We start from the raw sequence: 22,741 nt of genomic DNA, 5'->3' as shown, positions 1-22,741 counted from the left end.
ATAAAAATGTGGCGTCGTGAGAAGGGTCATGAATCTACAATCTTTCACTGCAAGATTCCTAAGATCTGACATAGAGCCGATGCCACCACTGAATCCGCGCTTGACTCTTGCTCGTTTCACCCGAACTTCGCTCCAATGTGAGCATTGAAAGTCGGGCTAAGAATACTCGCAAAGCGTCAAGGGCGATGGCGCCTTTCAATGACCATAGTCCATATGACCGAACTCCTAAAAACATCAGGCGATGCGCCCCAACATCCCACGCTAAGCGGGGCCGATTACCTTCGTAAAATTCTAACCGCAAGAGTCTACGACGTCGCATCGCAATCGGATCTAGTCGAGGCGCCGAAGCTCTCAGCTCGGCTAGGGCATACCGTTCTATTGAAACGGGAGGACACACAATCAGTTTTTAGCTTCAAGGTTCGAGGTGCGTACAACAAAATGGCGCAACTTACCGCTGAGGAGTTGGCGCGCGGTGTGATCTGTTCTTCTGCAGGCAACCACGCCCAGGGTGTGGCCCTCGCAGCTCGAAAGCTGGGTTGCCGAGCCGTGATCGTTATGCCCACGACAACACCTGAAGTGAAAGTGCAGGGCGTCCTCGCCCTCGGCGGCGAAGCCGTACTATTCGGCGACAGCTATTCGGACGCATACCAGCACGCGGTAGCGCTTCAGAAGACGGAAAATCTCACCTTCGTACACCCCTTTGATGACCCAGACGTTATCGCCGGCCAAGGAACCGTTGGGCTCGAGATACTGCGTCAATATCAAAGACCGATTGACGCGGTTTTTTGCCCGGTGGGTGGCGGCGGATTGATTGCCGGTGTTGCGAGTTATATAAAGGCCGTACGACCCGAGGTAAAGGTAATCGGCGTGCAGACGACAGATTCGCGCGCAATGCTGAACTCCGTCGCTGCAGGTATGCGGGTCCAACTCAAGGAAGTGGGACTATTTTGCGATGGTACGGCAGTCAGGTTGGTAGGTGACGAAACCTATCGTCTCGTTCGCGAGTTGGTGGACGAATTCGTAGTTGTTGAAACTGACGCCGTTTGTGCCGCTATCAAGGATGTGTACGAAGACACCCGAGGAATTCTCGAGCCTTCCGGCGCGATGGCCGTTGCGGCAGTCAAGCAATACGCAGGGCAAGCCGTAGATCTTGGTCAAACGTTCGTGGCCATCACGAGCGGAGCGAATATGAACTTCGAGCGGCTTCGATTCGTCGCGGAGCGTGCAGTCCTCGGCGAAGAGCGCGAAGCCATCTTTGCTGTCACTATGCATGAACACCGTGGCGAGCTCAAGAAATTCTGCAGCCTGCTCGGAGCGCGAAATGTGACGGAACTCAACTATCGTATGGCTGACCGCGCAGATGCACGCGTATTGGTTCGTCTATCGATAGCTGCTCGAGAAGAGATTTCCCAAATGATGGAAATCTTTTCCATGAATGGATACCCTACATTAGACCTTACTGATGATGAGCTAACCAAGGAGCACCTTCGACATCTTGTTACGGGACCTTCCAGTCAGCCGGATGACGAACAACTTATTGAATTTAATTTCCCCGAAAAACCAAGAGCCTTATCAACATTTCTGTCATTACTAGATTCGGAATGGAATATAAGCCTTTTTCATTACCGAAATCAAGGAGCCGATTTCGGTCGTGTTTTGGTTGGCATCCAAGTCCCGCACAATGAGTATGAGAGATTTTCTTCGTTTTTATTGAGGCAGCCGTATCAGTTCACAGATTACACCAGCAATCTCGCCTATCGCATGTTTTTGCGTTGATGCGCTTAAGCTAAGGTTTTCTGATTGTTTTGCTCGTTAAGAATATGGATCCCCCATCTCTCGCCAGAAGACTGGGAACGCGAAGGCACAGCGAAGGGCCGCCTTGCTAAGCCTTGCCATGCGGATGCGCGAACCGCGCATCCGGTTTACCTTCTTTTTTATGAAGGGTTGCTCGTGGGTACGATGTTCCGTACCCCGTTGCGAAAAACAATGGGCTGCCAGCTTTGCACGATGAACGAACTGCGCCAATGTTCACGAATTCTTAAAAAGGAAGCCTACCCTCGCCTTTTCAGAGTCCGAACAGCCGTCCGAGCGACGGTCGCTTCTGTTCAATTCCCGCAAGCTTTTGCATATGCCATGCAAGCGCATGATTACTGGAAGTGGCGGGCTTTCCCGTAATTCGCTCAATCTCGGGAAGAGCCTCAAAAGTGGGTAGTGTCGTGCACGAAATGAAGACACCGTCCACGTGAGAAGGCATCGATCCGCCACCGTGGACAGCTGCCTCTACCACGCTCCGTGTTGCGATGAGTCCAACTTTCCTATCGTCCGGCTCTTCGAATGACACGATCGAATCGACTTCAAGGCCCCGTGCACGCAAGCCATCTACCATTTTGCGATTGACGTCTGCTCGATAGGGCGTGATTAACTTAATACGCTTCATATGAAGAGCATCGCATGCCGCGATGCATGCCGACACCGGCTCGGTCACCGCAGCCTTCGGATGGACGCTATGTACGATCTCGGCCACCTTATCCTCGCCAAGAACCATGGTGCCCGAGGTGCAGCCAAAGGCGACCACTTGCGCATTGAAGTCAGGCGGAAAAAGGGCCGCTGTTGGAGCAAGAAGGTCACCCATGGCCACCAAGCTCTCGGGCGTGATGTCGAATTCGTTGAAGATGCGACTATGGTATAGCGCGACGGGCGTTGAAGGCAGGCTGGCCCGAACCTCGCCTTCAAGCGTTCGATCTGTCCGGAGCACAATAAGCGCCATCTTGGCCATCTTTTCAATATCGGTACGGAATTCATACCCGAGTCGAGTCTGCTGCATAGTACGCATCCTGAGTTGAGAACTCCTTGCAGGATATGGCGTCGCCATATCATCGAACGGGCCAGTTACCTCAAACAGAACAGACCAATTGCCACTCGATCCTTCGGAACGCCGCAGCCGCCATCAGATCGCATATCAGGGGATCAGCTCGGCTTCGAGTTGCGAGAGGCGCGCGCAGTTGTCGCTCCCCTCTCCTCCTTCGCCTCGATTTCGACGCCATAGCATGTGCGAACCCCGCTGGCCTCGTCCACCGCGACAGCACAGGGCTAGAGCAATGCTTGCTTGATGCCCCTCCTGGTCCATACGGCCTCGAGCCTGTCCATTGCGATCTTCATCTGCGCTTCATTGCTTGCTGCGAACCCGAGTTGGAACCCCCTTAGGGGTTCTACTTCCAGGAAGTACTGCGACAACGGTGGGCACACGACGTTTTCGTCGAGAGCGCAGCGAAAGAATGCTAGATCGTCTATCGGAGAGCTTGCGACCGTTGCGAGGTTCAGGCCCGCCGCATCTGAAACCACGGAGAGCGATGCCCCAAATCGAACCCGCAGCATCTCTCGAAGCAACGCGTGTCGCCCGGCGTAAATCTCACGCATCCGTCTGATATGTGAGTAGAGAGTTCCACGGTCGATGAACTCCAGCATGGCAGCTTGAATCGCTCCCGGAGGGGAGCCATCGGACCAAGTTCTCATACTCCGGAAGATGTCTACTAACTGATCAGGAACGACCAGATAGCCAACGCGCAAAGAGGGAAACATGATCTTATTGAATGTGCCTGCGTAGATCACCTGGCAGCCCTCATCAGCGCCTTGTAGCGCCGGTAGAGGCGCGCTTCCATATCGAAATTCGCTGCTGTAGTCATCCTCGAAGATAAAGCACCCCTCGCGATAAGCCCATTCCAATAGTGCCTCGCGGCGAGCTACGCTCATCGTTATGCCCATAGGATATTGATGTGATGGCGTTGTGTAGAGCAGCCTTGCTCCATCCGAGTCGCCTTCGGTGGGCACTAACACCCCTTGCTCATCTAGCGGAATACCCCGTAACGAGAGCCCTGCGGAAAGCATTGCATTTCGCGCGCCAAGAAATCCGGGGTCTTCGATTAGTGCTGTGTCGCCTGGCTTTGTCAGTACACGCAGTGTGAGATCGAAGGCATGTTGAGCGCCTGACACAATGATAATCTGGTCAGCACTGCATCGGACCCCTCTGGCGCTCCCCAGATAGGCAGCAAGCGCTTCTCTCAGCGGTCGGTAACCGGCCGGATCACGAGTTTCCAACAGTGCGGAAGTGGCATTTCTCCAAGCCTTCGCTGCAAATTCGCTCCACTCCCGGTAGGGAAATTGGTCGATCGCCGGCATCCCAGGCGCAAACGGGATTGCGCTAGAGAGCAGCTGCATGTTTCTTTGCTGCGTACTGCTAATCAGCACGTGCTTCGGAAGTTTATCTCTCAGGTCACTGCGTGTTGAGGGTCCTTCGCGAGCCCGCCGCGGACGAGCCGACGTGCCGCTCGCGGATAGGGGCAGGTTCAAATCTGGAAGATGATCGGATTGTCTTGCCCGCACCCGAACGCCCGAACCTACACGCGTCTCTACAAATCCTTGCTCATTCAGACAAGTGATTACGGCCAGCGCGGTTGTCCTTGCAACGTGCAGAGTACGAGACATTTCCCGCGTGGACGGCAATAAGTCTCCCGGCTGCAGGGCTCCATTTGTAATCATGCGACGAACTGCATGGACGATCTGATCGACAAGTGTCGAATCGTTTGACCGGTCTATTGTGATCAGATCCAACAATCGTGCCTTGGAGGCTCTTGGCTTGCGGCCCCCGACCGGTTGCAGCTGATCCTGCTCCAAGTGGCTTGCTTCAACTTCAATTAGTGGCTTGTCCACAGACTCCTCCTCTCTCTGAAAATGGCCCGGACTGATGGATAGAGGAAGGCGTCGGAGCGATGTTTCACCGCAAAGATAGCAAGTGGCATGCTGGCTCGTCAAATCGGATGCCACTTCCGGCTCGCGAGCCACTCTTCGTCAACGACCCGGACAGCATGTGACCGTCGAAGAGCTTGGCGGCAAATCGAAGGCCCATAGCATTTACCGCTGGCAACATTCCCAACCCGAGTTGGAATGTGTAACAAGCAATTGAAGGAAACCTTTATGAGCGAAAAATACGAAAGTACTTCCCGCACGACCCTGACTCGTCGGCCGCATCGGGGCATCTACGACAAAGACGTGATCCACGCTATTTTGGATCAGGGATATATGTGCAATGTAGCCTACATCCACGAAGGCTCACCGCGCGTACTGCCAACCGGCTACGGACGCATCGGCGACAACATCTACATCCATGGCTCCAACCAGAGCACGATGTTGAAGGCTGCATTGAGCGGTGAAGTGTGCATTCTCGTTACCCACGTAGACGGCTTGGTTCTGGCGCGGGCGCTCTATAACCACTCGGTTAACTATCGTTCGGTAGTTATTTTCGGCCGCCCCGAGGAGGTGACAGACATCGACGAAAAATCCGCTTCCTTTGAGGCATATGCTCGCCATGTTCTGCCTGGTCGATACCAGGACGTGCGGCCGCCCAACGAAAAGGAACTAAACAGTACAACGGTCATGCGGATTTCCATTACGGAGGCCGTTGCAAAGATGCGTTCGGGTCCCCCAACTGACTTTGAGCATGATCTTGATAGAGACTGTTGGGCAGGCGAACTTTTGATCAAGCAGGTACACGCGGGCGCTATTAAGGATCCCAATGGGAGGCAGGATGTACCGACTCCTGATTACGTGACTGGTTACGAAATCAAACCGGTAGTTGAATCACAGGCTATCGCCAATAGCTCCGATAGTCTGTAAGTCACCGAGCCACTCCGGGCTCACCCCCAAACAGTAATCGTGAGTCCGGATAAATTAACTGTCTTCTCGGCATGCAGTTGCGAAATCGTTGCCGCTCAGCACCTTTAGAGGTTGACTCGGGACGAGCGGGTAGTCCGCGCAATGCCGAACATGGGTGCCTTGACCGCCAACCGCGTTACGGGTATGGCGGCTTCGGGCGCTGTGTCTCACGCGGACAGGGCGATGGCCTAACGCGTGTTGGCTTCAACGTAAGCGCGCAATTGAACCCACCTAGCATTTGCGGCTGAGAGTGGGCAGGCTTGCGTCCGCAACCACTCTTTGCGGACGCAATCATGATGGAAGCCGAGTTTGACGTTCTGCCGCTGAGGGTGATCCGTGTTCGCTCGAACGGAAAGCGGGACTTTGACCGGGCGGACAAGCGCCGAATAGTCGAGGCACGCCTGCGGCCTGGGGCATCCGTCTCCGGGATGGCGATCAAGCTCGGTATCAATACGAACCGGTTGCGCAAGTGGATCCGACTGCACCAAGTGGCAAAGGAAGCCGCCGCGGCCACCGGGTCTACGTTGCCGGCGTTCGTGCCTGTCGTCGAGGTGAGCGAGGTGATGCACGTCACGGAATCGCCAGTGGTGCGGGGACGTCCGTCCGCCGAGACGCCAACTGGCACACAGCCACCGCAGCGCCCATGCCTAACCCCAGCGTTACTGAAGGCGCGGCTACCCAACGGCGTGACGGTCGAACTTGAATGCGGCGGGCAGGACGTTGCGCTTGTGAAGGCGATGATCGAAGCGTTGGGAGCGCGCTGATGTTCCGATTCGGCTCCGACGTGCGGGTCTACCTTCACCGCAACGCCGTGGATTTCCGCCTCGGAATAAATGGTTTGGTTGCGCTGGTCGAGCAGTCGATGCAGCTTGATCCCTTTGCCCGGGCCGTCTATGCCTTCCATAACCGTCGGCGCAACCGCGTCAAGCTGCTGCTGTGGGACCGCAATGGATTCTGGTTGCTGCTCAAGCGCATGGAGGAAGATCGCTTTGCATGGCCACGGCGTCAGCAAGCGGTTGTCGAACTGACGACCGAACAGTTGCACTGGCTGCTGGACGGTATCGATGTGGACGCCGTGCAGCGCCACCCGTCCCGCCAATATCAGCACACGGCTTGATGGTCCCGCGGGGTGACGTATACCTATCTACGCGGTCGCTGCACTATCGTGTTCAGCATGAATGAACACGACTTCTCGTGATTACCGCCGGCCGCCCAGGCCTATATCCGCGAACTCGAAGCGCGGGCTGCCACCAACGCCGCGCACATCGCCGAGCTGACCGATCGCATCAGGCTCCTCGAAGAGCAGTTCCGCCTCGCACAGTCCAAACGCTTTGCACCGAGCATCGAGAAGTCCAAGGACCGCGTGTTCGATGAAGCTGAGCAGATGGCTGCCAGGGCCCCGCCCGACGACGAGGAAGACGCGTTCGCGCTTCCTGACACCGGACTGCCGGAGCCGGATAGGCCTGCAGGCGGCAAACGCGGACGCAAGCCGCTGCCGGCAGAGCTGCCGCGCCAGCGCATCGAGTACGATCTGACGGAAGACCAGAAGATCTGCCCATGCTGCCAAGGCTCGATGCACCGCATGGGCGAAGACGTCAGCGAGCAGTTGCACATCGAAGCCAAGGTCTCGGTACTGCAGTACGTGCGCTTCAAATACGCGTGCCGGAACTGCGATCGCCATGCCGAGCGAACACCGATGTTGACCGCGCCGAAGCCAGCCCAGCCATTACCGGGCAGCAACGCAAGTCCGGCAATGCTGGCGACGGTGACCATCGGCAAGTACGTTGACGGCACGCCCCTGTACCGCATGGAAGAGGCGCTGGGGCGGGCGGGGATTGCGGTTGGCCGTGGAACACTGGCGAACGGGATCATCCGCCCCGCGCAATTGCACTGTAAGCGGATCGCCAGCACCGTGGTTGACGACGAGACAGGAATGGTGCTGCTTTAGGCTTGCAACGCCAGTTGAGCGGCGACGTTCCACGGCAGAAGTCCGTCGATCCGATTGACGGGATGATCGGCGATGCGGGCCAAGACGTGACGCAGATAGGCCTCGGGATCGATGCCGTTGAGTTTGCAGGATCCGATGAGCGAGTACATTGCGGCCGCGCGCTCGCCGCCACTGTCAGCGCCGGCGAATAAAAAATTCTTCCGACCCAACGCGACACCGCGCAGCGCATTCTCCGCGATGTTGTTGTCTATCTCTGCCAGGCCATCATCACAGTAGTAGATTAGCGCTTGCCACTGGTTCAGCATGTAGTTGATGGCTTTGGTCGTTTCCGACTGCGTTGAGAGCGTCAATAGCCGCTCTCGCAACCACACTTCGAGGCTGTCCAGTAGGGGCCGGGATCTTTGCTGCCGCACCTGTTGACGCACGGCAGGTGGCTTACCCCGGATTTCCGCTTCGATGGCATAGAGCTCGCCGATCCGGCGTAACGCCTCCGTGGTGGTCGGCGTTGCCTTGCGGACATGCAGATCGTGCACCTTACGGCGCGCGTGGGCCATACAAGCTGCTTCGCGCACACTGCCATTGGTAAAAACAGCGTTGAAGCCCGCATACGCGTCTGCCTGCAGGATGCCTCGGAAGCCGGCCAGATGCGCTTGGGGGTGTTGGCCCTGGCGATTTGGTGTGTAGGCGAACCAGACCGCAGGTGCAGCATCTGAACCCGATGCGCGATCGTCCCGCACGTAAGCCCATAGTCTTCCCGTCTTGGTCTGTCCCTTACCTGGCGCAAGTACCGGCAGCGGTGTGTCGTCCGCATGCACCTTGCCGGGCATCATTACGTATCGGTGCAAAGCCTCGACTAGGGGGCGTACCAGCGCACCGCAAGCGCCGACACCGCGAGCCATGGTCGTGCGGTCCAGCTCCACGCCCTGCCGGGCATAGATCGCGGCTTGACGGTACAGCGGTTGATGATCAGCATATTTGGCAACCAGTATGTGAGCGTGCAGCCCCGCCGTGGCAATGCCACGCTCAATTGGCCGGCTTGGCGCTGCAGCCTGGACGATGCAATCACAACAGGCGCGGGCCTTCTTGCGCCGCACTTGCCGAATCACCCTGAATGAACTGCTGATAATATCGAGTTGCTCCGAGATGTCCTCGCCCAGCGGCTTGAGCTTACCGCCGCACTCTGGACAGGCTTCGGTCTCGGGCTCGAGAATGCGCTCCTCCCGCTCCAGGTGCTCCGGCAACGGCTTGCGTACCGCTTTCTTCCGGACAGGAGGGGTAGCCTGCGGATCGGCTTCGTTTCGGCCGCACCTTCCTCGGCCAGCAGATCTTCCAGTCGGGTCTCGAGCTGTTCAATCTGTCGATCCAGCTTCTCGGACTTCTGGCCAAACTGCATCCGCCTCAGCTTTGCGATCTGCAGATTTAGCTGCTCGATCTCCATGGAGCGGACCGCCAAGGCCCGTTCCATGAGTGCGATCGATTCCCGCTGTGCCAACACCAAGGCCTTCAGGGCCTCAATGTCGTCGGGGAGATCGCTGGGGTCGATTGGCATGCGCGGCAGTTTACGCACATGCCGCAAGGTTTACAACACCGACAGTGGCGGCCAGGTGCGCTCGGGCTGCTTCCAGTTGATCCCCTCCAGCAGCATCGACAACTGCGCTTGCGTCAGGTGGATCTTGCCGCTGTCGGCCTGCGGCCAGACGAAACGTCCGCGCTCCAGGCGCTTCGAGAGCAAGCAAAGCCCATCGCCCGTTGACCACAACACCTTGATGACGTTGCCGCGCCTGCCGCGGAAGACGAAGACATGGCCGGAGAACGGGCTCTCCTGCAGAGTCGCCTCCACCTTCGCGGCGAGCCCGTTGAATCCGCAGCGCATGTCGGTCACGCCTGCAGCGATCCAGATGCGTGTTGCCTCCGGCAACCCGATCATGGCGTCAAACGGTCCCGTACGGTACGCAACGTGGTCGCGTCGACTGCCCCTTCAATGCGAATCACCGCTCGGCCCAAACGGATCTCAATGGCGCCGTGCGGCGGCGTCGGCTCGCAAACCGCAGCGGCCGGACTCATTGGCATCGGACCGGGTGGCGAGCTTGGGTGTTCAACGGTCACCGGCAACAACACCGCGGCTTCCTGGCGCTGCTCCATTCGATAGCGTCGGCGCCAGGTGAACAGCATGTTCGCGTTGATGCCGTGCTCGCGCGCCAATTTCGATACCGAGACACCCGGCTCACACGCAGCGGCTGCCAACCGCCGCTTGAATTCCTCGCTGTGGTTCGGCCGGCCTTTGCGACTGCCGGCGACTGGTTCTTCCTGTGACTGTGACAAAGTAGTTCCCATCACTATTTGGTGGGAACTACTTTGGCGCCACTCTACTGAACGGTACAGACGGTGCTGGCGACTCGCTTACATTGCACTACAGCCGTCTGTATGAGGCGTTACGCCGCACGCTGCTGTCGCAGCCGCTGATCCATGCCGATGAGACGACGGCGCAGGTGCTCAAGGAGGAAGGCAAGGTCGCGCAGAGCAAGTCATACATGTGGGTCTACCGCAGCGCGGAGGACTGCGAGCATCCGGTGGTGCTGTTCGACTACCAGCCGGGACGCGGACAGGAGTATCCGCAGACGTTCCTCGCCGGCTACGATGGCATGCTGATGACCGATGGATACAGTACCTGGCGCACCCTCGAAGGTGTCACGCACTTCGGTTGCCTTGCTCATTCCAGGCGGATTTTCGTCGATGCGCAGAAGGGTCAGAAGAAGCCCAGCGCTCGAATAGCAAAGGCGCTCGAGTACTTCAAGGCGTTGTATCAGGTCGAGGCGCTAGCAAAGGAAGATCTGCCCGAAGGCGAAATGCGCGCGGACTATACGTACCGGCTGCGGCAGCAACACAGCGTACCGTTGCTGAAAGCGTTCAAGGCATGGCTGGATGAGCAGGCGCCGCAGATACTGCCGGAAAGCCTGCTGGGCAAGGCTATCGTATACACGCGCAATCAATGGGAATATCTGAGCCGTTACGTCAGCGATGTCAGCGATGGACGGGCTCCAGTGGACAACAACGCGGTGGAGCGCGACATCCGACCATTCTGCACGGGTCGAAAGGCATGGCTCTTCGCAGACACTGTAGCTGGCGCCCAGGCGAGCGCCATGATCTACAGCCTGATGCTTACGTCCCGGGCCTGTGACGTCGAGCCGTATGCCTACTTGCTCCACGTGCTCACAGGGCTTCCACAACGAACGCCAGCTGCTGACATCAGCGATCTGTTGCCGTTCAACTTCGCCCCGCCGCATCCTGCCTGAACAAGCTCATAGCGTACAAGGTGGGGAGAAACGAGCGCTTACGCTTCAACTGGCTACTGCTTCTCGGTGAATTCGGATGAGAGGTTGGATGCGGTCGCCGCCGTAAGCGGGAGCGGGCCGGCCTATGTGCTTCACTTTCTCGAGGCCTTTCAACAGGCTGCCCAGACGCAAGGATTCGAACTAGCGGTGGCACGTGAACTCGTCCTTCGAACGGCTGCCGGCGCGATGGGACTGGCGAACCTCGGAGAAACTTCGATGTACTGCGAACCCGCGTCATCTCCAAACGGGGGCGCACCGAGGCGGCATTACGTGATCTGGACGAGTGGGCTCCACCACAGCAAGACGAGGTGCCACAAGACTGAAGTGATCAACGCAAGGAGCTGCGCACCTCGGACACTGCTCCATTGCCAAGCCGTCACGCGGCAAGGGCGTGGGCGATTCGAAACCCAGGCGGACTAGCACTGCGACGAGGGCTGCACCAGCAACTCGCGCAGCATGATTCGCTGCGCGCCTCATGTGCCAGCCCTACCCCGTGGTTCACGCAGCCAGTGTCGATCCCGTTCCTTCATAGATACGCCCACTGGGTTCACCGAGCACAGTGGTTCTCTCCAGGTGCCGCAATTCGGCGGGATCGTGGTCGCCAAGTGCGAAGTGCATAGTACACCGGTTATCCCATATCACTATGTCGTCGGCCTGCCACCGATGGCGATAAACTAATTGTGGACGCGTCGAATGGGCAATCAGGAAATCTATGATGGGACGGCTTTCCCGCTCGGTCATCCCTTCGAAGTTTTTAACGCCTTCGCATAGGAACAGTGATTTTCGTCCGGTTTCTGGATGCACCTTGACCAACGGATGGACAATCGGCGGGTTGAGCTTCCGGTTCTCGGCAGCCCACTCGGCCGACACGTTCTTTCTCTCGCGTACGTGCACCAGGTTCAGATCTTTAACTAGCGACTTCATGCCTTCGGAAAGATCGTCGTAGGCCGCATACATGTTGGTGAACATAGTGTCGCCGCCACACGACGGCACGCTCAACGCTCGCAGAAGCGACGCAGAGGCCGGCCGCAGGGATGGTGCCAGGTCTGAATGCCAGACCTGCCCGATGTCACCACCGCGTTTGAGCCCCATCGCGCTGCGATCGTTCGCGACAACGAACAGTTCGGGATACTCGGGGTGCCTGTCTAGGGGCAGCGCGTCGTGCCGATCCAACTCGCCGAAACGTCGGCTAAAGGCGATGTGCTGCTCCCTGGAAATACGCTGGTTGCGTAGCAGTAGGACTCCGCCGGATTTTAGAAAAGCACGTTTGATCTCTTGGAATAGCGAATCGGATACAGGCTGCGACAGATCGACAGCCCGGGCCTCCACGCCGATCCTGTAGGACAACGGCATTAACTTGATTGTCATGATTTACTCCCTATAGATCGCAACTACAAAACATCACCTTTAAACAGCGTGGCCTGCGAAATTATCTGATTGTGGTCCGACAGTGGCCTCCCGCATCAGCACAACCGACCTCATGATCCAAGTGCAAAGTCCGGATAACCTCTTCTACCTCTACGCTCGCAGGTAAGCCGGTACTCGCCTACGCCGCCGGGCATAGGGCAGAAAGCTGGCCTTCGATATTGGCACCGAGAAACCAGGATCTACCTTTAGACAGTAATGTGTCGCAGTGACACTCAAACTGCACGGGCTCAGACCGCTCACAACTGTGCTCGCGTCAATGCAATACAGTCCGTTTATGTTCATCGTATGCACGCGTCGTGACACGCAAGCCTTAAGAAAACAATGTGCCATATCTCGTAGGCTGTCTGCGATCCAGTCTGCGCGGTGCTCAACCGAACCACGTGGGGGAGCACTGAAGGAAAAAATGCCTCTCCCCTTGATGTTTGGATCGCGACCACGAAACATAATCAAACCTGCAGCGCATAACACTTTCGGCACATCCGCATCATGTCCTGCGCAGCACCATGCCTGGCCGAGCCTCGGTCTGCTTGCAGTCACGAAGAACCGCCTGTCCATTAACCCAAACGTGAAAAATTCCCGCGGAAGCTGCATCAGGATCACGCAATGTGGCGTGCGCGGCAATAGCGTCATTTTTAAAGACGACGATGTCCGCGTAATAGCCTTCCTTCAGCTGTCCCCGGCGCTCCAGCTTGAAACGAGTGGCCGGAACACTGGTTAACCGCGAAATCGCTTCAACCAAGGATAGCTTGCCTGATTTTTGTACATAGTTTTCCAGGAATGTCGTAGCCCACGAGAAAGCGATCGGCGAAAAGCGCATCTGACTAAGGGCCCCATCGGCGCTCTTAGTCACACCATCGGAAATTACCATGCAGCCAGGTTGCTCGATCAATTTGTCAATGTCCGGTTGGCGAGAAACACGACCACACCACATGAGTCCCGCAATGCCCTCGCCTTCATCGGCAAGCAGATCGCAGATACTGTCCCAGGGCGCCACACCGCGGATTTCGGCGATATCGGCGATCGTCTTGCCAACAAGATCCGGATTGGCTGCGCTGTAATACAGGACCAAAAGATCCCAGCGGGAGTCCGACAGCAGTTTCCAATTGGGAAACACGTTCTGCCCCATCTTATGCCGCTGCTCCGGTTCGCGCAGCGCTTTGAGCAGCAGTGCCGGAGGGAGCTCAAGCGCCCAACTTGGTAGGGAGGCGATGACCTTTGTAGGTCCCCACTCATCCGGAATCACGTCGAACCCCACGTCGACTCCATCGCCTCGCGCCCAATCGATCATCTCAATCACGCGATCAACAGCCTCGGTCGGCGCGCCGTGCTTGGGTGCGATGTGCGACAACTGCAACTTTGATTTCGTTGCGCGGGCTACACCCAGAACCTCGCCGACACCCATTTCTATGAGCCAGTCGCGATTGCGGATATGAGTTGCATGAATAGCGTCACGGCTAGCTGCAATGGCTCCAACCTGCATGAGTTCGGCCTGTGAAGCATACATGCCCGGGGTGTACTCTAGGCCGGTCGAGATCCCCAACGCTCCGTCGTCAAGCGCGTCGTATAGATAACGCCCCATCTGCTCCATCTCATCCGCGTTCACGGCCGAACTCGAAGCGCGCTTGACTGCCAGTCGAACGGCCCCATGCCCGACATACGAACCTACGTTCAGTACGGGCTTGGCATCGTCCAGCGCGGCCAGATACTCGCCGAATGTGCGCCAGGTGATCTCGGTCGAATCATGAATACCTAGGATGTATTTGCGCAATAGAACGGGGTCGGCGCAAGGCGCACAGCTGTGACCACAGTTGCCCACGATTTCCGTGGTCACACCCTGACTAACCTGGCTGGCCGCCCGGCCATCGCATAGCAACGCAGCGTCCGAGTGCGTATGGATATCGATGAACCCCGGGGCTACGGTCATTCCTGTGCAATCGATCCTCTTCTTGGCCTGCACCTGCACGTCGCCCTCGGCCACCCAAAGGATCTGCCGACCCGAAACGGCGACCGTGCCACGGAACGGCGGCCGCATCCCATCCCCTAGAATGACCGTCCCCCCTGCTAGCAGATAGTCGACTTCGCTCGACACTTCATTGAATGTAGCCATTTGATTCCTCAGTTGTCGATTTGGATATTTTTTCGCTTGATCAAGGCTGACCAGCGGCCGAACTCGGTATCGATAAAACGTGAAAAATCACCCCGAGACTGGGGCCGTACAACCATCCCTTGCTGGCGCAACCCCTTAAGAACGACCGGATCCTGCAGGACCCTATTAATCTCGTGGTTCAAGTAATCGGCGATAGGCGCCGGTGTGTTGGCCGGCGCCGCAATGCCGTACCAGAGGGAAACGTCGACGTCCAGTCCTTGCTCGGCGAGCGTCGGGACAGCCGGGTAAGCTTCAAGGCGCTGCGGGGCGCTTATCCCGAGAATGCTCAATTTCCCGGCATTCGCATATTCGGTTGCAGGCTGCAGGCCAAGCATCATGAGATCTACCTGCCCACCGAGCAGTTGCGCCGACGCAGCGGCCGTGCCCGGAAATGGCACATGCAGCAGATGCACATTCGCGGACTGCTCGAGCGAGGCGATGGCTAGGTGCGCGGTGCTGCCGATGCCCCAACTCGCGGCGGACACCGATTCCGGACTCCGGCGTGCAATCCGGAGTACATCACTGATGCTCTTGCCCATGTAGGTCGGACCAGCGACCAACGCAAACGGCCGTACTCCAATGAACGCCAATGCTTGAAGATCCTCGACGCGATAACTGATCGTCTTGTAAACCAGGGGATTAAGGACGTTGGTCTCCGGAAGCGCTAACATCAACGTATAGCCATCCGCCGGCGCCCGCGCGACGGCAGTTGTACCCACGATGCCATTGGCCCCGGAGCGATTCTCGACAATCACGGGCTGGCCCACCTGGACCGAGAGTTTTTCTGAAACCAATCGTGCTATCGCATCCGTAGGCCCGCCCGAGGGCCAAGGCACAACCAACTTGATTGGCCGGGAAGGAAATCCGGGCGGTTTGGCTTGGGCCGAGAAGCAGCACGCTAGGAGCAAGGTCGCACCTGCTAGCAGTTTTTTGAACATTGAGGCTCCAAATATAGGAAAAGAGGGCAGCCAAGCATCAGGATTGACGCATGTGCTCGCGCGTTGAACCTGCTGACACGAGCGGCCCCGATCAGTTATCGATGTGAATATTCTTGGCCTTAATTAGCGTAGCCCAGCGCGTGGTTTCATTACCGAGGAATTTGTCGAACCATGATGCCGATTCAGGCTGCACCACCATCCCACGCTTGCGCAGATTTTCCAGTACCATCGGCTCCGTCAGAACCTCATGAACCGCCTTGGATAAAAGATCTTTGATCGGCGCCGGCGTGCCGGCCGGGGCGACGATCCCATACCAGAGCGATACGTCGAAACCAGGAATGCCTTGTTCGGCGAAAGTCGGGATGTCTGGATAGGCTTTCATCCGCTGCGACGACGTGGCGGCGATAATTTTCACCTCTCGGCGCGAAGCATAGGTCGTAGCGCGCTCGGCTGACAGAAACATGAGATCCCCCTGCCCTCCGATGAGCTGCGTCAACGCTGGCGCTTCACCGGGATACGGTACATGCAGCAGTCTGACGTTGCCGGCCTGCTCGAGCAGTGCGATGGCAGTATGTGCGGTACTGCCGATTCCCCAACTGAAAGCGGAAACGGAGTTCGGCGCTTTTTTGGCCAACGCCAGAACTTCAGAAACCGTATTGGGCTCCAGGTTAGCCCTGGCAACTAGCGTAAAGGGCAGAATCCCAATGAATGCCACCGCATCGAAATCTTTGGCGGTGTAAGTGATATTTTTGTATACCAATGGGTTAAGCACATTGGTTTCCGGCAGTGCGAGCATGATGGTGTAGCCGTCCGGCTTTGCTCGGGCAACTAGGTTCGAGCCTATTAGGCCATTCGCGCCGGGTCGGTTTTCTACAACGACCTGCTGGTTGATACGAGCCGACAATCTTTCGGCCATTAGCCGTGCGATGCCATCGGTGTTCCCGCCGGCCGCCCAGGGTAGGACCAACCGAATCGGGCGCGACGGATAATCATCGGCCTGGGCGACATCCGTCGCAATTAAAATCGCCAGTAGAGGGCAGAGTAACAGCTTCCGAAAAGACATGTGGAGCCCCTTAATATTGGTATGGGTTTTATGACTGCAGTACAATAATTATGCATAGAATCCGTACTCATTCGGACCACTTTAGATAAAAGCAACAGGCCGGTTTCCTTTGCGAAATTGTTGATTTTTCTGCAATCAAAATCCGCACCAATCGCACTCGTAAACGCACCATATTGCGTCGAAAAAACCCAGTATCGTGCACGCCGGGCCCAATCTAGCCCAACGGGGCGTACGCATTACAGAGGACAAGCCGACGATTTCTTGGGCGGCGCGAAATACAACTCCCCAATTGCGGAGCAATAGCATTTAGGTGATTACCCTCAATTGGAATTCCAATCCGTTCCTGTTAGCTAAGATCACCTTCGCGCTGGTGGGCGAAATGGTGTATGAGTCGCACTTCCTCACCGTGTAGGGCCTGGTCCCCTTCGCAAGCTCGAACGGGACCCTGCGTCAGGCCAGCGCCGCAGGTCGGCCACCAATTCCGCGACCTGCTATTCTCGGGATCACCCAACTCGGTCCGGCGCCGGTCAACCTGCTATTGAGCGATTCATCACGAAGGAGCGCGGCGAGACGCCCGATATCGAACCGTTTATGATCTGGTGGTTGACGTCGCCGTTGTGCGGGGCCCATCCACGGCGGCATGGTCCAGCAGCCGTATTTGCGCCCGCCGGCATGGCAAGGAACCTGTCACCTACCCGAGCCCTCAGATGAGCCGGCGCCGTCCCTGACACTTGTCGTGCCGATCTCAGGAGCATGTCCTGCAAGTCGCCATGATTGCGACGAAACGCAAAGAGGGCTGGAGCATTACTACGACCGGCTCGTGACCGGCATGTCGAGCACGGCGACGAGCGCGAGTTTTCCGAGCGGATTCTTCAGCAGCTCCAGAGTATCGATGAAACGGCTTTCCGGAGAACCATTCCGCGAGCTTCGCGCTGCTGGTCTGTGGAGGCGCCGGGCTCAATGCCACGAGCCGGCAGCGTTCCACTGCGCTCGGCTCCACAGCCGGCCTATGGGCTCCTACAGTCCTTCCTAACTGGCGCAGAATGCAAAACACCATGGTGTCACAGTGCTGCGGCAGACGTTGCGCTCAGCGGGTGGAGTTCGTCGCTGGAATGCCGATCGGGCGAACCGCCAGCCGTCAGACTAGGGCTCTTGCCCAGCGTGGCATGCGCCAGGGCGCCACTCAACGGATCGAGGACGCGCGGGCGGTGCGCACCTTCACGGCTTTCCCGAGCTCGCACGTCGTGCGACCGGGATCTCCAGGCGCTCGCCGTTCCAGGCGCTCGCCGCAGGCAAACGCTGCGCTAACGGACAAAGGCCCGCTCCGGCGATTGAGACTGACGTCTTGGTACGCCGGCTCGAAAGAGGGCAACCGATTGAGATGGGCAGGCAGACATGGTCTGCCGACTGAACCTGCCTGCGCAAGACGCGCGGATCCTACTAAGCACCTCGGGCGTCATCCCAGGCATCGCATCGCGGGCCCCAAAAGTAATAACAGACGGCCGATCTCCTCAATTGTCGACGTGAATCTTTTTGTTTTTGATCAGGTTCGACCAGCGTGTATCCTCCTCACGTAGGAACTGGGAGAACTGCGCCGGCGATTGTGGTTGCGTCACCATTCCCCGGTTGCGCAAGTTTTCCAGCACGAGCGGGTCCTGCAGAATAGCTTGAATCTCCTTTGCCAAATAACCCTTGATGGGCGCAGGCGTTTGTGCCGGCGCTACAATGCCGTACCAGAGTGCCACCTGGACCTGGGGCAGTCCCTGTTCGGAAAACGTCGGGATATCTGGATAACCCTCGATCCGTTTCGGCGACGTCACGCCAAGTATTTTGACCTTTCCCTGTTTGGCATATGTAACGGCGCGCTCCGCTGAGAGGAACATGAGATCGCCCTGTCCTCCGATCAATTGCGTAAGCGCTTGGGCGGTTCCGGGATACGGGACGTGAAGTAGGCTAATATCCGCTGCCTGCTCCAATAGCGCGATTGCCGCGTGCGCGGTACTTCCAACGCCCCAGCTAAATGCAGAGATCGATCCCGGCTTTTCCTTCGCCAGTTTCACCAGTTCCGGTATCGTGTTAGCCTTCAGACTCGGCTTTGCTACTAAAGCAAACGGCAGGACCCCGATGAACGACACCGCATCAAAATCTTTTGCAGAGTAGCTAATTTTATTGTACACAACCGGATTCAGTACATTTGTCTCCGGCAGGGCCAGCATAAGTGTATAGCCATCAGGCTTAGAACGAGCCACAACAGTTGCGCCGAGGATCCCATTAGCGCCGGGCTTATTCTCAACCACCACAGGTTGATTAATCCGGATTGCTAGCTTTTCCGCGATTAGTCTGGCGACTCCATCAGTATTACCTCCACCCGGCCAAGGAACCACAAGCTTGATCGGTCGCTGCGGATAATTATCCGGCTGCGCACATACCGGCAGAACGAACATTGCTGAAAAAAAGCCGAGCAGCAGCTTACGCAAATCCATCTTAACTCCTTGGTTTCTCGTCATGATCGCCAAATCTACATGCCTAAAACCCTCTTTGGATAAGCCACTTTGTACAGAGACTCGAGACCGGTTGAATGAAAATTATCGGTGCACCCTAATGATTAATTTGCTGCAGTGCGCTTGTATTCTTTGGAGCACTTTCCCCCCGGATATGGTGCAGCACGTGTCTTCCTGTGCTTTGAATTGGTGCGTGAACAACATACCGCCGCGCGCGTGCCGCCGTGGCCTGCGATCGACACGTCTGGAATTGAGTCGGTGCTTTATCCATGCGAAGCTGCCGAGACGTGCCCTTCCCCTCCGCATTGACATCTTGAGTGCCTTATCCCTGCCCCCCTTATGGAAGCCGTGTGCACATTGGCAACGCCGCGTGTGTCAGTTGCCACCCGCGGCATCCGCGGTAATCGCAGGTGCGCAGGCCACGAGCGAGGCACAATATACCGCTATGTGAAACTTGCGTCTGGCCTGCGGCGGACTGCTAGTAGTCAAGATTGCACTGCGTCGTCCCATGCCTCACTTAGTGGCAATGGGTTGAGCGTAACGCGGCCGCTGGCTGATCCCTCAATGCCCACGCCACATATCCCATCGGACGCGAAAAATATCGAGAGCATTGAATACGGTTTCCCGTTAGCATGTTCGCTCGAAGAATAAGAGACCCTCCTGAACGCAACTGCATGACAGCACAGAATCGTGTCGTAGTAATTGGCGGTGGGATCATTGGGGCGTCATGTGCGTGGCACGCCAGGACAAACGGCCTCAAGGTAACGCTCGTAGATCCTGATGACGAACAAGCCAGAGCGAGCTATGGAAATGCAGGTGTGCTCGCCACATGCGAGTACTTGCCGGTCGGCACGCCGTCCTTGATCAAGAAGTTGCCGCGCATGCTGCTCGCGAAGAATAGCCCTTTGCAATTTCGCTGGCGCTATCTGCCGACTCTTACGCCATGGCTTCTGCACTTTATACGAGCTAGCAACCCCGCGGCTGTCGACCGAGCGGGGCTTGCGTTGAAATCGTTGCTGTCCGAGGCAGTTGCCGCTCACCATGAAATTGCCAACGCCGCACGCGCCGATAACCTCCTTCGTGCTAGCGGCTGGATCAAGGCTTACGAATCCGCCAACACCTATCGCGCCCTTGAATCAGAGCGACGTTACCTGTCGAGGCTTGGTGTGAATATGACCGCGTTATCTATGGGTGATCTTGACACATTGCTACCTGGGCTGCGTGGGATCTTTACCCACGGAACGCTGTTCGATGATTGCATGCAGGTGACCAATCCTGGCGCGTACCTAGCCCGTATCACGACTGCATGCCAGGAAATGGGTGTGGAATTCGTCAAGGGCAATGCACACCGCTTCGTCGTGGAGGGAGGGAAGCTCGCCGCAGTGCAAACCTCCGCCGGGCAGGTGTCTGGCGACACCTTCGTGATTGCTGCTGGGGCGTGGTCGGCAAGTCTAGCGCAAGAGGCCGGCCATAACGTGAGCCTCGATACCGAACGTGGCTATCACGCTATGCTCGAGGTCCCTTGTGCGGATTTCTTGCATGCGCCCGTGTTCTGGCATGAAAAATCCGTGGTACTGTCACAGCAGGAGAATCGCCTACGCATTTCCAGCAGTGTTGAATTCGCCGGCCTTGATGCACCGCCCAGATATGACGGCATTGATCGTGTCGTTCGATCCATCGGCCGCGCCGTACCTTCTCTGGCAGCACCCGTGTTGAGCAAATGGCTCGGCTTTCGGCCATCAACCCCAGACTCGCTCCCGGTAATTGGTCGTAGCGAGGTCCATGCCAACTGTTTCATGGCCTTCGGCCATGGCCATCTCGGACTAACGCTCGGCCCTATCACGGGCCGGCTGATTGCTGAAGCCATATTGGGTGCAGGCTGTTCGGTGAATCTACAGCCTTTCTCCCCAAATCGATTCGACGGCCACTAAGGAAAGACCTGCCACCTGCGCCAACTTGCACCACTTCCATATAGAGAGTCGATAGCTCGCACGTCAGCGATCCGTTCCAGCATCGCCGCTGTCAGCGTGGTATTGCCGCCGAAGGTCGGGGGTGCGGACGAAAACTTGGACTACCTGGAGGTAGTTCATGTACTCGTACGAAGACCGTCTTCGAGCGGTTCGGCTCTATGTGAAACTGGGTAAGCGCCTCAACGCGACCATTCGGCAACTGGGGTATCCAACCAAGAACTCGCTTAAATCCTGGCATCGCGAATACGAACAGTGTCATGATTTACGGCCTGGCTATGTTCGTTCGCTGCCAAGGTATTCGTCCGAGCAGAAGCAGGCGGCCGTCGATCATTATCTGAGCCATGGTCGTTGCTTTGCTGCAACCTTGAGGGCGTTGGGATACCCGTGTCGGGCGACGCTTGCAGCCTGGATCGAAGAACTGCACCCTAAGCTCGGTAAGCGCATAGTCGGCAGAGTAGCTGGCAGCGTCCCGAAATCGCAGGAATTGAAACAGGCGGCAGTCATCGAGCTGTGCATCAGAGAGGAAAGTGCTCGCGCGCTTGCGCAGAAAGCCGGCGTGAGCAGGCCGACGCTGTATAACTGGAAGAACCAGCTACTCGGGCCAGAGGCTCCCGCATCCATGAAACGCCAAAGCAAGCCCGCGCCGGACCATGAGCGGGCGGAACTGGAGCAACAGGTCGAATCACTTCGACGCGACATCCGGAAACTGCAGCTCGAACACGACATCCTCAAGAAGGCGAATGAACTGATAAAAAAAGAAGTGGGCGTCGACCCGCAACTCCTGAGCAACCGGGAGAAGACGATGCTGGTTGACGCCCTGCACCAAACCTATTCGTTGCTAGAGCTGTTGGCGGCGTTGGGACTTGCTCGCAGCTCCTACTTCTATCACCGTGCGCGCCTGCTCGTCTCCGACAAGTACGCTAGCGCACGTTGCGCCATCGCGAACATCTTTGGGCTCAACTACCGCTGCTATGACTATCGTCGGATACGCGCGGCACTGGCGAGACAGCAAGTCTTCCTCTCGGAGAGGGTCGTGCGGCGCTTGATGAAACAGGAAGGCCTTGCTCTTGCTGTCACCAAGCGCCGTCGGTACGGCTCCTATTTAGGGGAGATTAGTCCTGCACCTGAGAACCTCATCAACCGCGATTTCCAGGCTGCTGCGCCAAATGAGAAGTGGCTCACCGACATTACCGAATTCCAGATTCCGGCAGGCAAGGTGTATCTGTCGCCTGTGATCGACTGCTTCGACGGTCTTGTCGTAAGCTGGGCTATCGGCACGCGGCCGGACGCTGAACTCGTAAATACCATGCTGGATGCGGCCATCGAATCAGTGGCCAGCAGCGATGAAAGGCCTGTGGTCCACTCCGATCGCGGCGCTCACTATCGCTGGCCCGGATGGCTCTCGCGGATGCGCGATGCCAAGCTCATTCGTTCGATGTCACGCAAAGGATGCTCGCCGGATAACGCCGCCTGTGAAGGTTTCTTTGGACGGATAAAGACGGAATTGTTCTATCCTCGCGACTGGCGTGCTACAAGCATTGAGCAGTTCATCGAGGTAGTTGACTCTTACATCCGCTGGTACAACGCAAAACGGATCAAGGTCTGTCTGGGCTCCCTCAGCCCGATGGAATACCGGGAGAGTCTCGGAATAGCGGCATAAAACAGTCCAAGATTCTTGCCGCACCCCCACCTCGCGCAAGGTAAAT

General features: G+C 57.3%; 16 protein-coding genes and 3 pseudogenes. 9 read left to right on the top strand and 10 right to left on the bottom strand.

The window, feature by feature from the left end:
* Positions 1-213: 213 nt before the first annotated feature.
* Entirely contained in the window at positions 214-1,776 is a 1,563-nt protein-coding gene (gene ilvA, locus AC3FLX_RS28010; RefSeq protein ID WP_488700577.1) for a threonine ammonia-lyase, biosynthetic, read from the top strand.
* 289 nt (positions 1,777-2,065) lie between these two features.
* On the opposite strand, the gene AC3FLX_RS28005 is transcribed toward ilvA, so the two are convergent.
* Positions 2,066-2,824 carry a maleate cis-trans isomerase family protein gene (locus AC3FLX_RS28005; RefSeq protein WP_488700576.1) on the bottom strand — a complete coding sequence of 253 codons (759 nt, stop codon included), beginning with the start codon at positions 2,822-2,824 and terminating at the stop codon, positions 2,066-2,068.
* A gap of 266 nt (positions 2,825-3,090) precedes the next feature.
* On the bottom strand, positions 3,091-4,707 hold the full coding sequence (gene pdxR, locus AC3FLX_RS28000; protein WP_488700575.1) for a MocR-like pyridoxine biosynthesis transcription factor PdxR: 1,617 nt from the start codon (positions 4,705-4,707) through the stop codon (positions 3,091-3,093).
* A 264-nt stretch (positions 4,708-4,971) separates the two neighbouring features.
* On the opposite strand from pdxR, the gene AC3FLX_RS27995 reads away from it, so the two are divergent.
* The 4 genes and pseudogenes from AC3FLX_RS27995 to AC3FLX_RS27980 all read left to right on the top strand — a co-directional run.
* On the top strand, positions 4,972-5,670 hold the full coding sequence (locus tag AC3FLX_RS27995) for a pyridoxamine 5'-phosphate oxidase family protein (protein WP_488700574.1): 699 nt from the start codon (positions 4,972-4,974) through the stop codon (positions 5,668-5,670).
* 332 nt (positions 5,671-6,002) lie between these two features.
* Positions 6,003-6,473, top strand: coding sequence for an IS66-like element accessory protein TnpA (gene tnpA, locus AC3FLX_RS27990; RefSeq protein ID WP_488700573.1), 471 nt, complete (start codon positions 6,003-6,005; stop codon positions 6,471-6,473).
* Positions 6,473-6,826 carry an IS66 family insertion sequence element accessory protein TnpB gene (gene tnpB, locus AC3FLX_RS27985; protein ID WP_488700572.1) on the top strand — a complete coding sequence of 118 codons (354 nt, stop codon included), beginning with the start codon at positions 6,473-6,475 and terminating at the stop codon, positions 6,824-6,826. Before tnpA (AC3FLX_RS27990) ends, tnpB (AC3FLX_RS27985) begins: the two co-directional genes overlap by 1 nt.
* A gap of 105 nt (positions 6,827-6,931) precedes the next feature.
* Positions 6,932-7,612: pseudogene (locus AC3FLX_RS27980) on the top strand (transposase); the annotation flags it as partial.
* 41 nt (positions 7,613-7,653) lie between these two features.
* Here the strand turns inward: AC3FLX_RS27980 and AC3FLX_RS27975 are convergent.
* The 3 genes and pseudogenes from AC3FLX_RS27975 to tnpA (AC3FLX_RS27965) form a co-directional block, all read right to left on the bottom strand.
* Positions 7,654-9,206, bottom strand: a pseudogene (locus AC3FLX_RS27975) (IS66-like element IS883 family transposase).
* A gap of 30 nt (positions 9,207-9,236) precedes the next feature.
* Positions 9,237-9,584, bottom strand: a complete 348-nt coding sequence (gene tnpB / locus AC3FLX_RS27970; protein ID WP_488700571.1) for an IS66 family insertion sequence element accessory protein TnpB — start codon at positions 9,582-9,584, stop codon at positions 9,237-9,239.
* Positions 9,581-9,991: an IS66-like element accessory protein TnpA gene (gene tnpA / locus AC3FLX_RS27965; protein ID WP_488700570.1), complete on the bottom strand. Its 411-nt coding sequence runs from the start codon at positions 9,989-9,991 to the stop codon at positions 9,581-9,583. Before tnpA (AC3FLX_RS27965) ends, tnpB (AC3FLX_RS27970) begins: the two co-directional genes overlap by 4 nt.
* Positions 9,992-10,062: 71 nt before the next feature.
* Between tnpA (AC3FLX_RS27965) and tnpC the strand changes: the two are divergent.
* Positions 10,063-10,950, top strand: a pseudogene (tnpC, locus tag AC3FLX_RS27960) (IS66 family transposase); the annotation flags it as partial.
* A gap of 66 nt (positions 10,951-11,016) precedes the next feature.
* The gene (locus AC3FLX_RS27955) at positions 11,017-11,409 is read left to right on the top strand and encodes a pyrroline-5-carboxylate reductase family protein (protein WP_488700569.1); all 393 of its coding nucleotides are present in this window, start codon (positions 11,017-11,019) and stop codon (positions 11,407-11,409) included.
* Positions 11,410-11,487: 78 nt separating this feature from the next.
* On the opposite strand, the gene AC3FLX_RS27950 is transcribed toward AC3FLX_RS27955, so the two are convergent.
* The 5 genes from AC3FLX_RS27950 to AC3FLX_RS27930 form a co-directional block, all read right to left on the bottom strand.
* Entirely contained in the window at positions 11,488-12,357 is an 870-nt protein-coding gene (locus AC3FLX_RS27950; RefSeq protein ID WP_488700568.1) for a TauD/TfdA dioxygenase family protein, read from the bottom strand.
* A 544-nt stretch (positions 12,358-12,901) separates the two neighbouring features.
* Positions 12,902-14,524 carry an N-acyl-D-amino-acid deacylase family protein gene (locus tag AC3FLX_RS27945; protein WP_488700567.1) on the bottom strand — a complete coding sequence of 541 codons (1,623 nt, stop codon included), beginning with the start codon at positions 14,522-14,524 and terminating at the stop codon, positions 12,902-12,904.
* Between the two features lie 8 nt (positions 14,525-14,532).
* Positions 14,533-15,501 carry a tripartite tricarboxylate transporter substrate binding protein gene (locus tag AC3FLX_RS27940; RefSeq protein ID WP_488700566.1) on the bottom strand — a complete coding sequence of 323 codons (969 nt, stop codon included), beginning with the start codon at positions 15,499-15,501 and terminating at the stop codon, positions 14,533-14,535.
* Between the two features lie 91 nt (positions 15,502-15,592).
* Positions 15,593-16,564: a Bug family tripartite tricarboxylate transporter substrate binding protein gene (locus AC3FLX_RS27935; RefSeq protein WP_488700565.1), complete on the bottom strand. Its 972-nt coding sequence runs from the start codon at positions 16,562-16,564 to the stop codon at positions 15,593-15,595.
* Positions 16,565-18,075: 1,511 nt separating this feature from the next.
* Positions 18,076-19,047: a Bug family tripartite tricarboxylate transporter substrate binding protein gene (locus AC3FLX_RS27930; protein WP_488700564.1), complete on the bottom strand. Its 972-nt coding sequence runs from the start codon at positions 19,045-19,047 to the stop codon at positions 18,076-18,078.
* Between the two features lie 692 nt (positions 19,048-19,739).
* Between AC3FLX_RS27930 and AC3FLX_RS27925 the strand changes: the two genes are divergently transcribed.
* A complete protein-coding gene (locus AC3FLX_RS27925) occupies positions 19,740-20,996 on the top strand; it encodes an NAD(P)/FAD-dependent oxidoreductase (protein WP_488700563.1) in 1,257 nt (418 codons plus the stop codon).
* A gap of 157 nt (positions 20,997-21,153) precedes the next feature.
* On the top strand, positions 21,154-22,695 hold the full coding sequence (locus AC3FLX_RS27920; protein ID WP_488700562.1) for an IS3 family transposase: 1,542 nt from the start codon (positions 21,154-21,156) through the stop codon (positions 22,693-22,695).
* Positions 22,696-22,741 lie beyond the last annotated feature (46 nt).

This window comes from Cupriavidus sp. 291-E7 (genome assembly GCF_057798835.1).
This window is presented reverse-complemented; position numbering and strand designations above follow the sequence as displayed.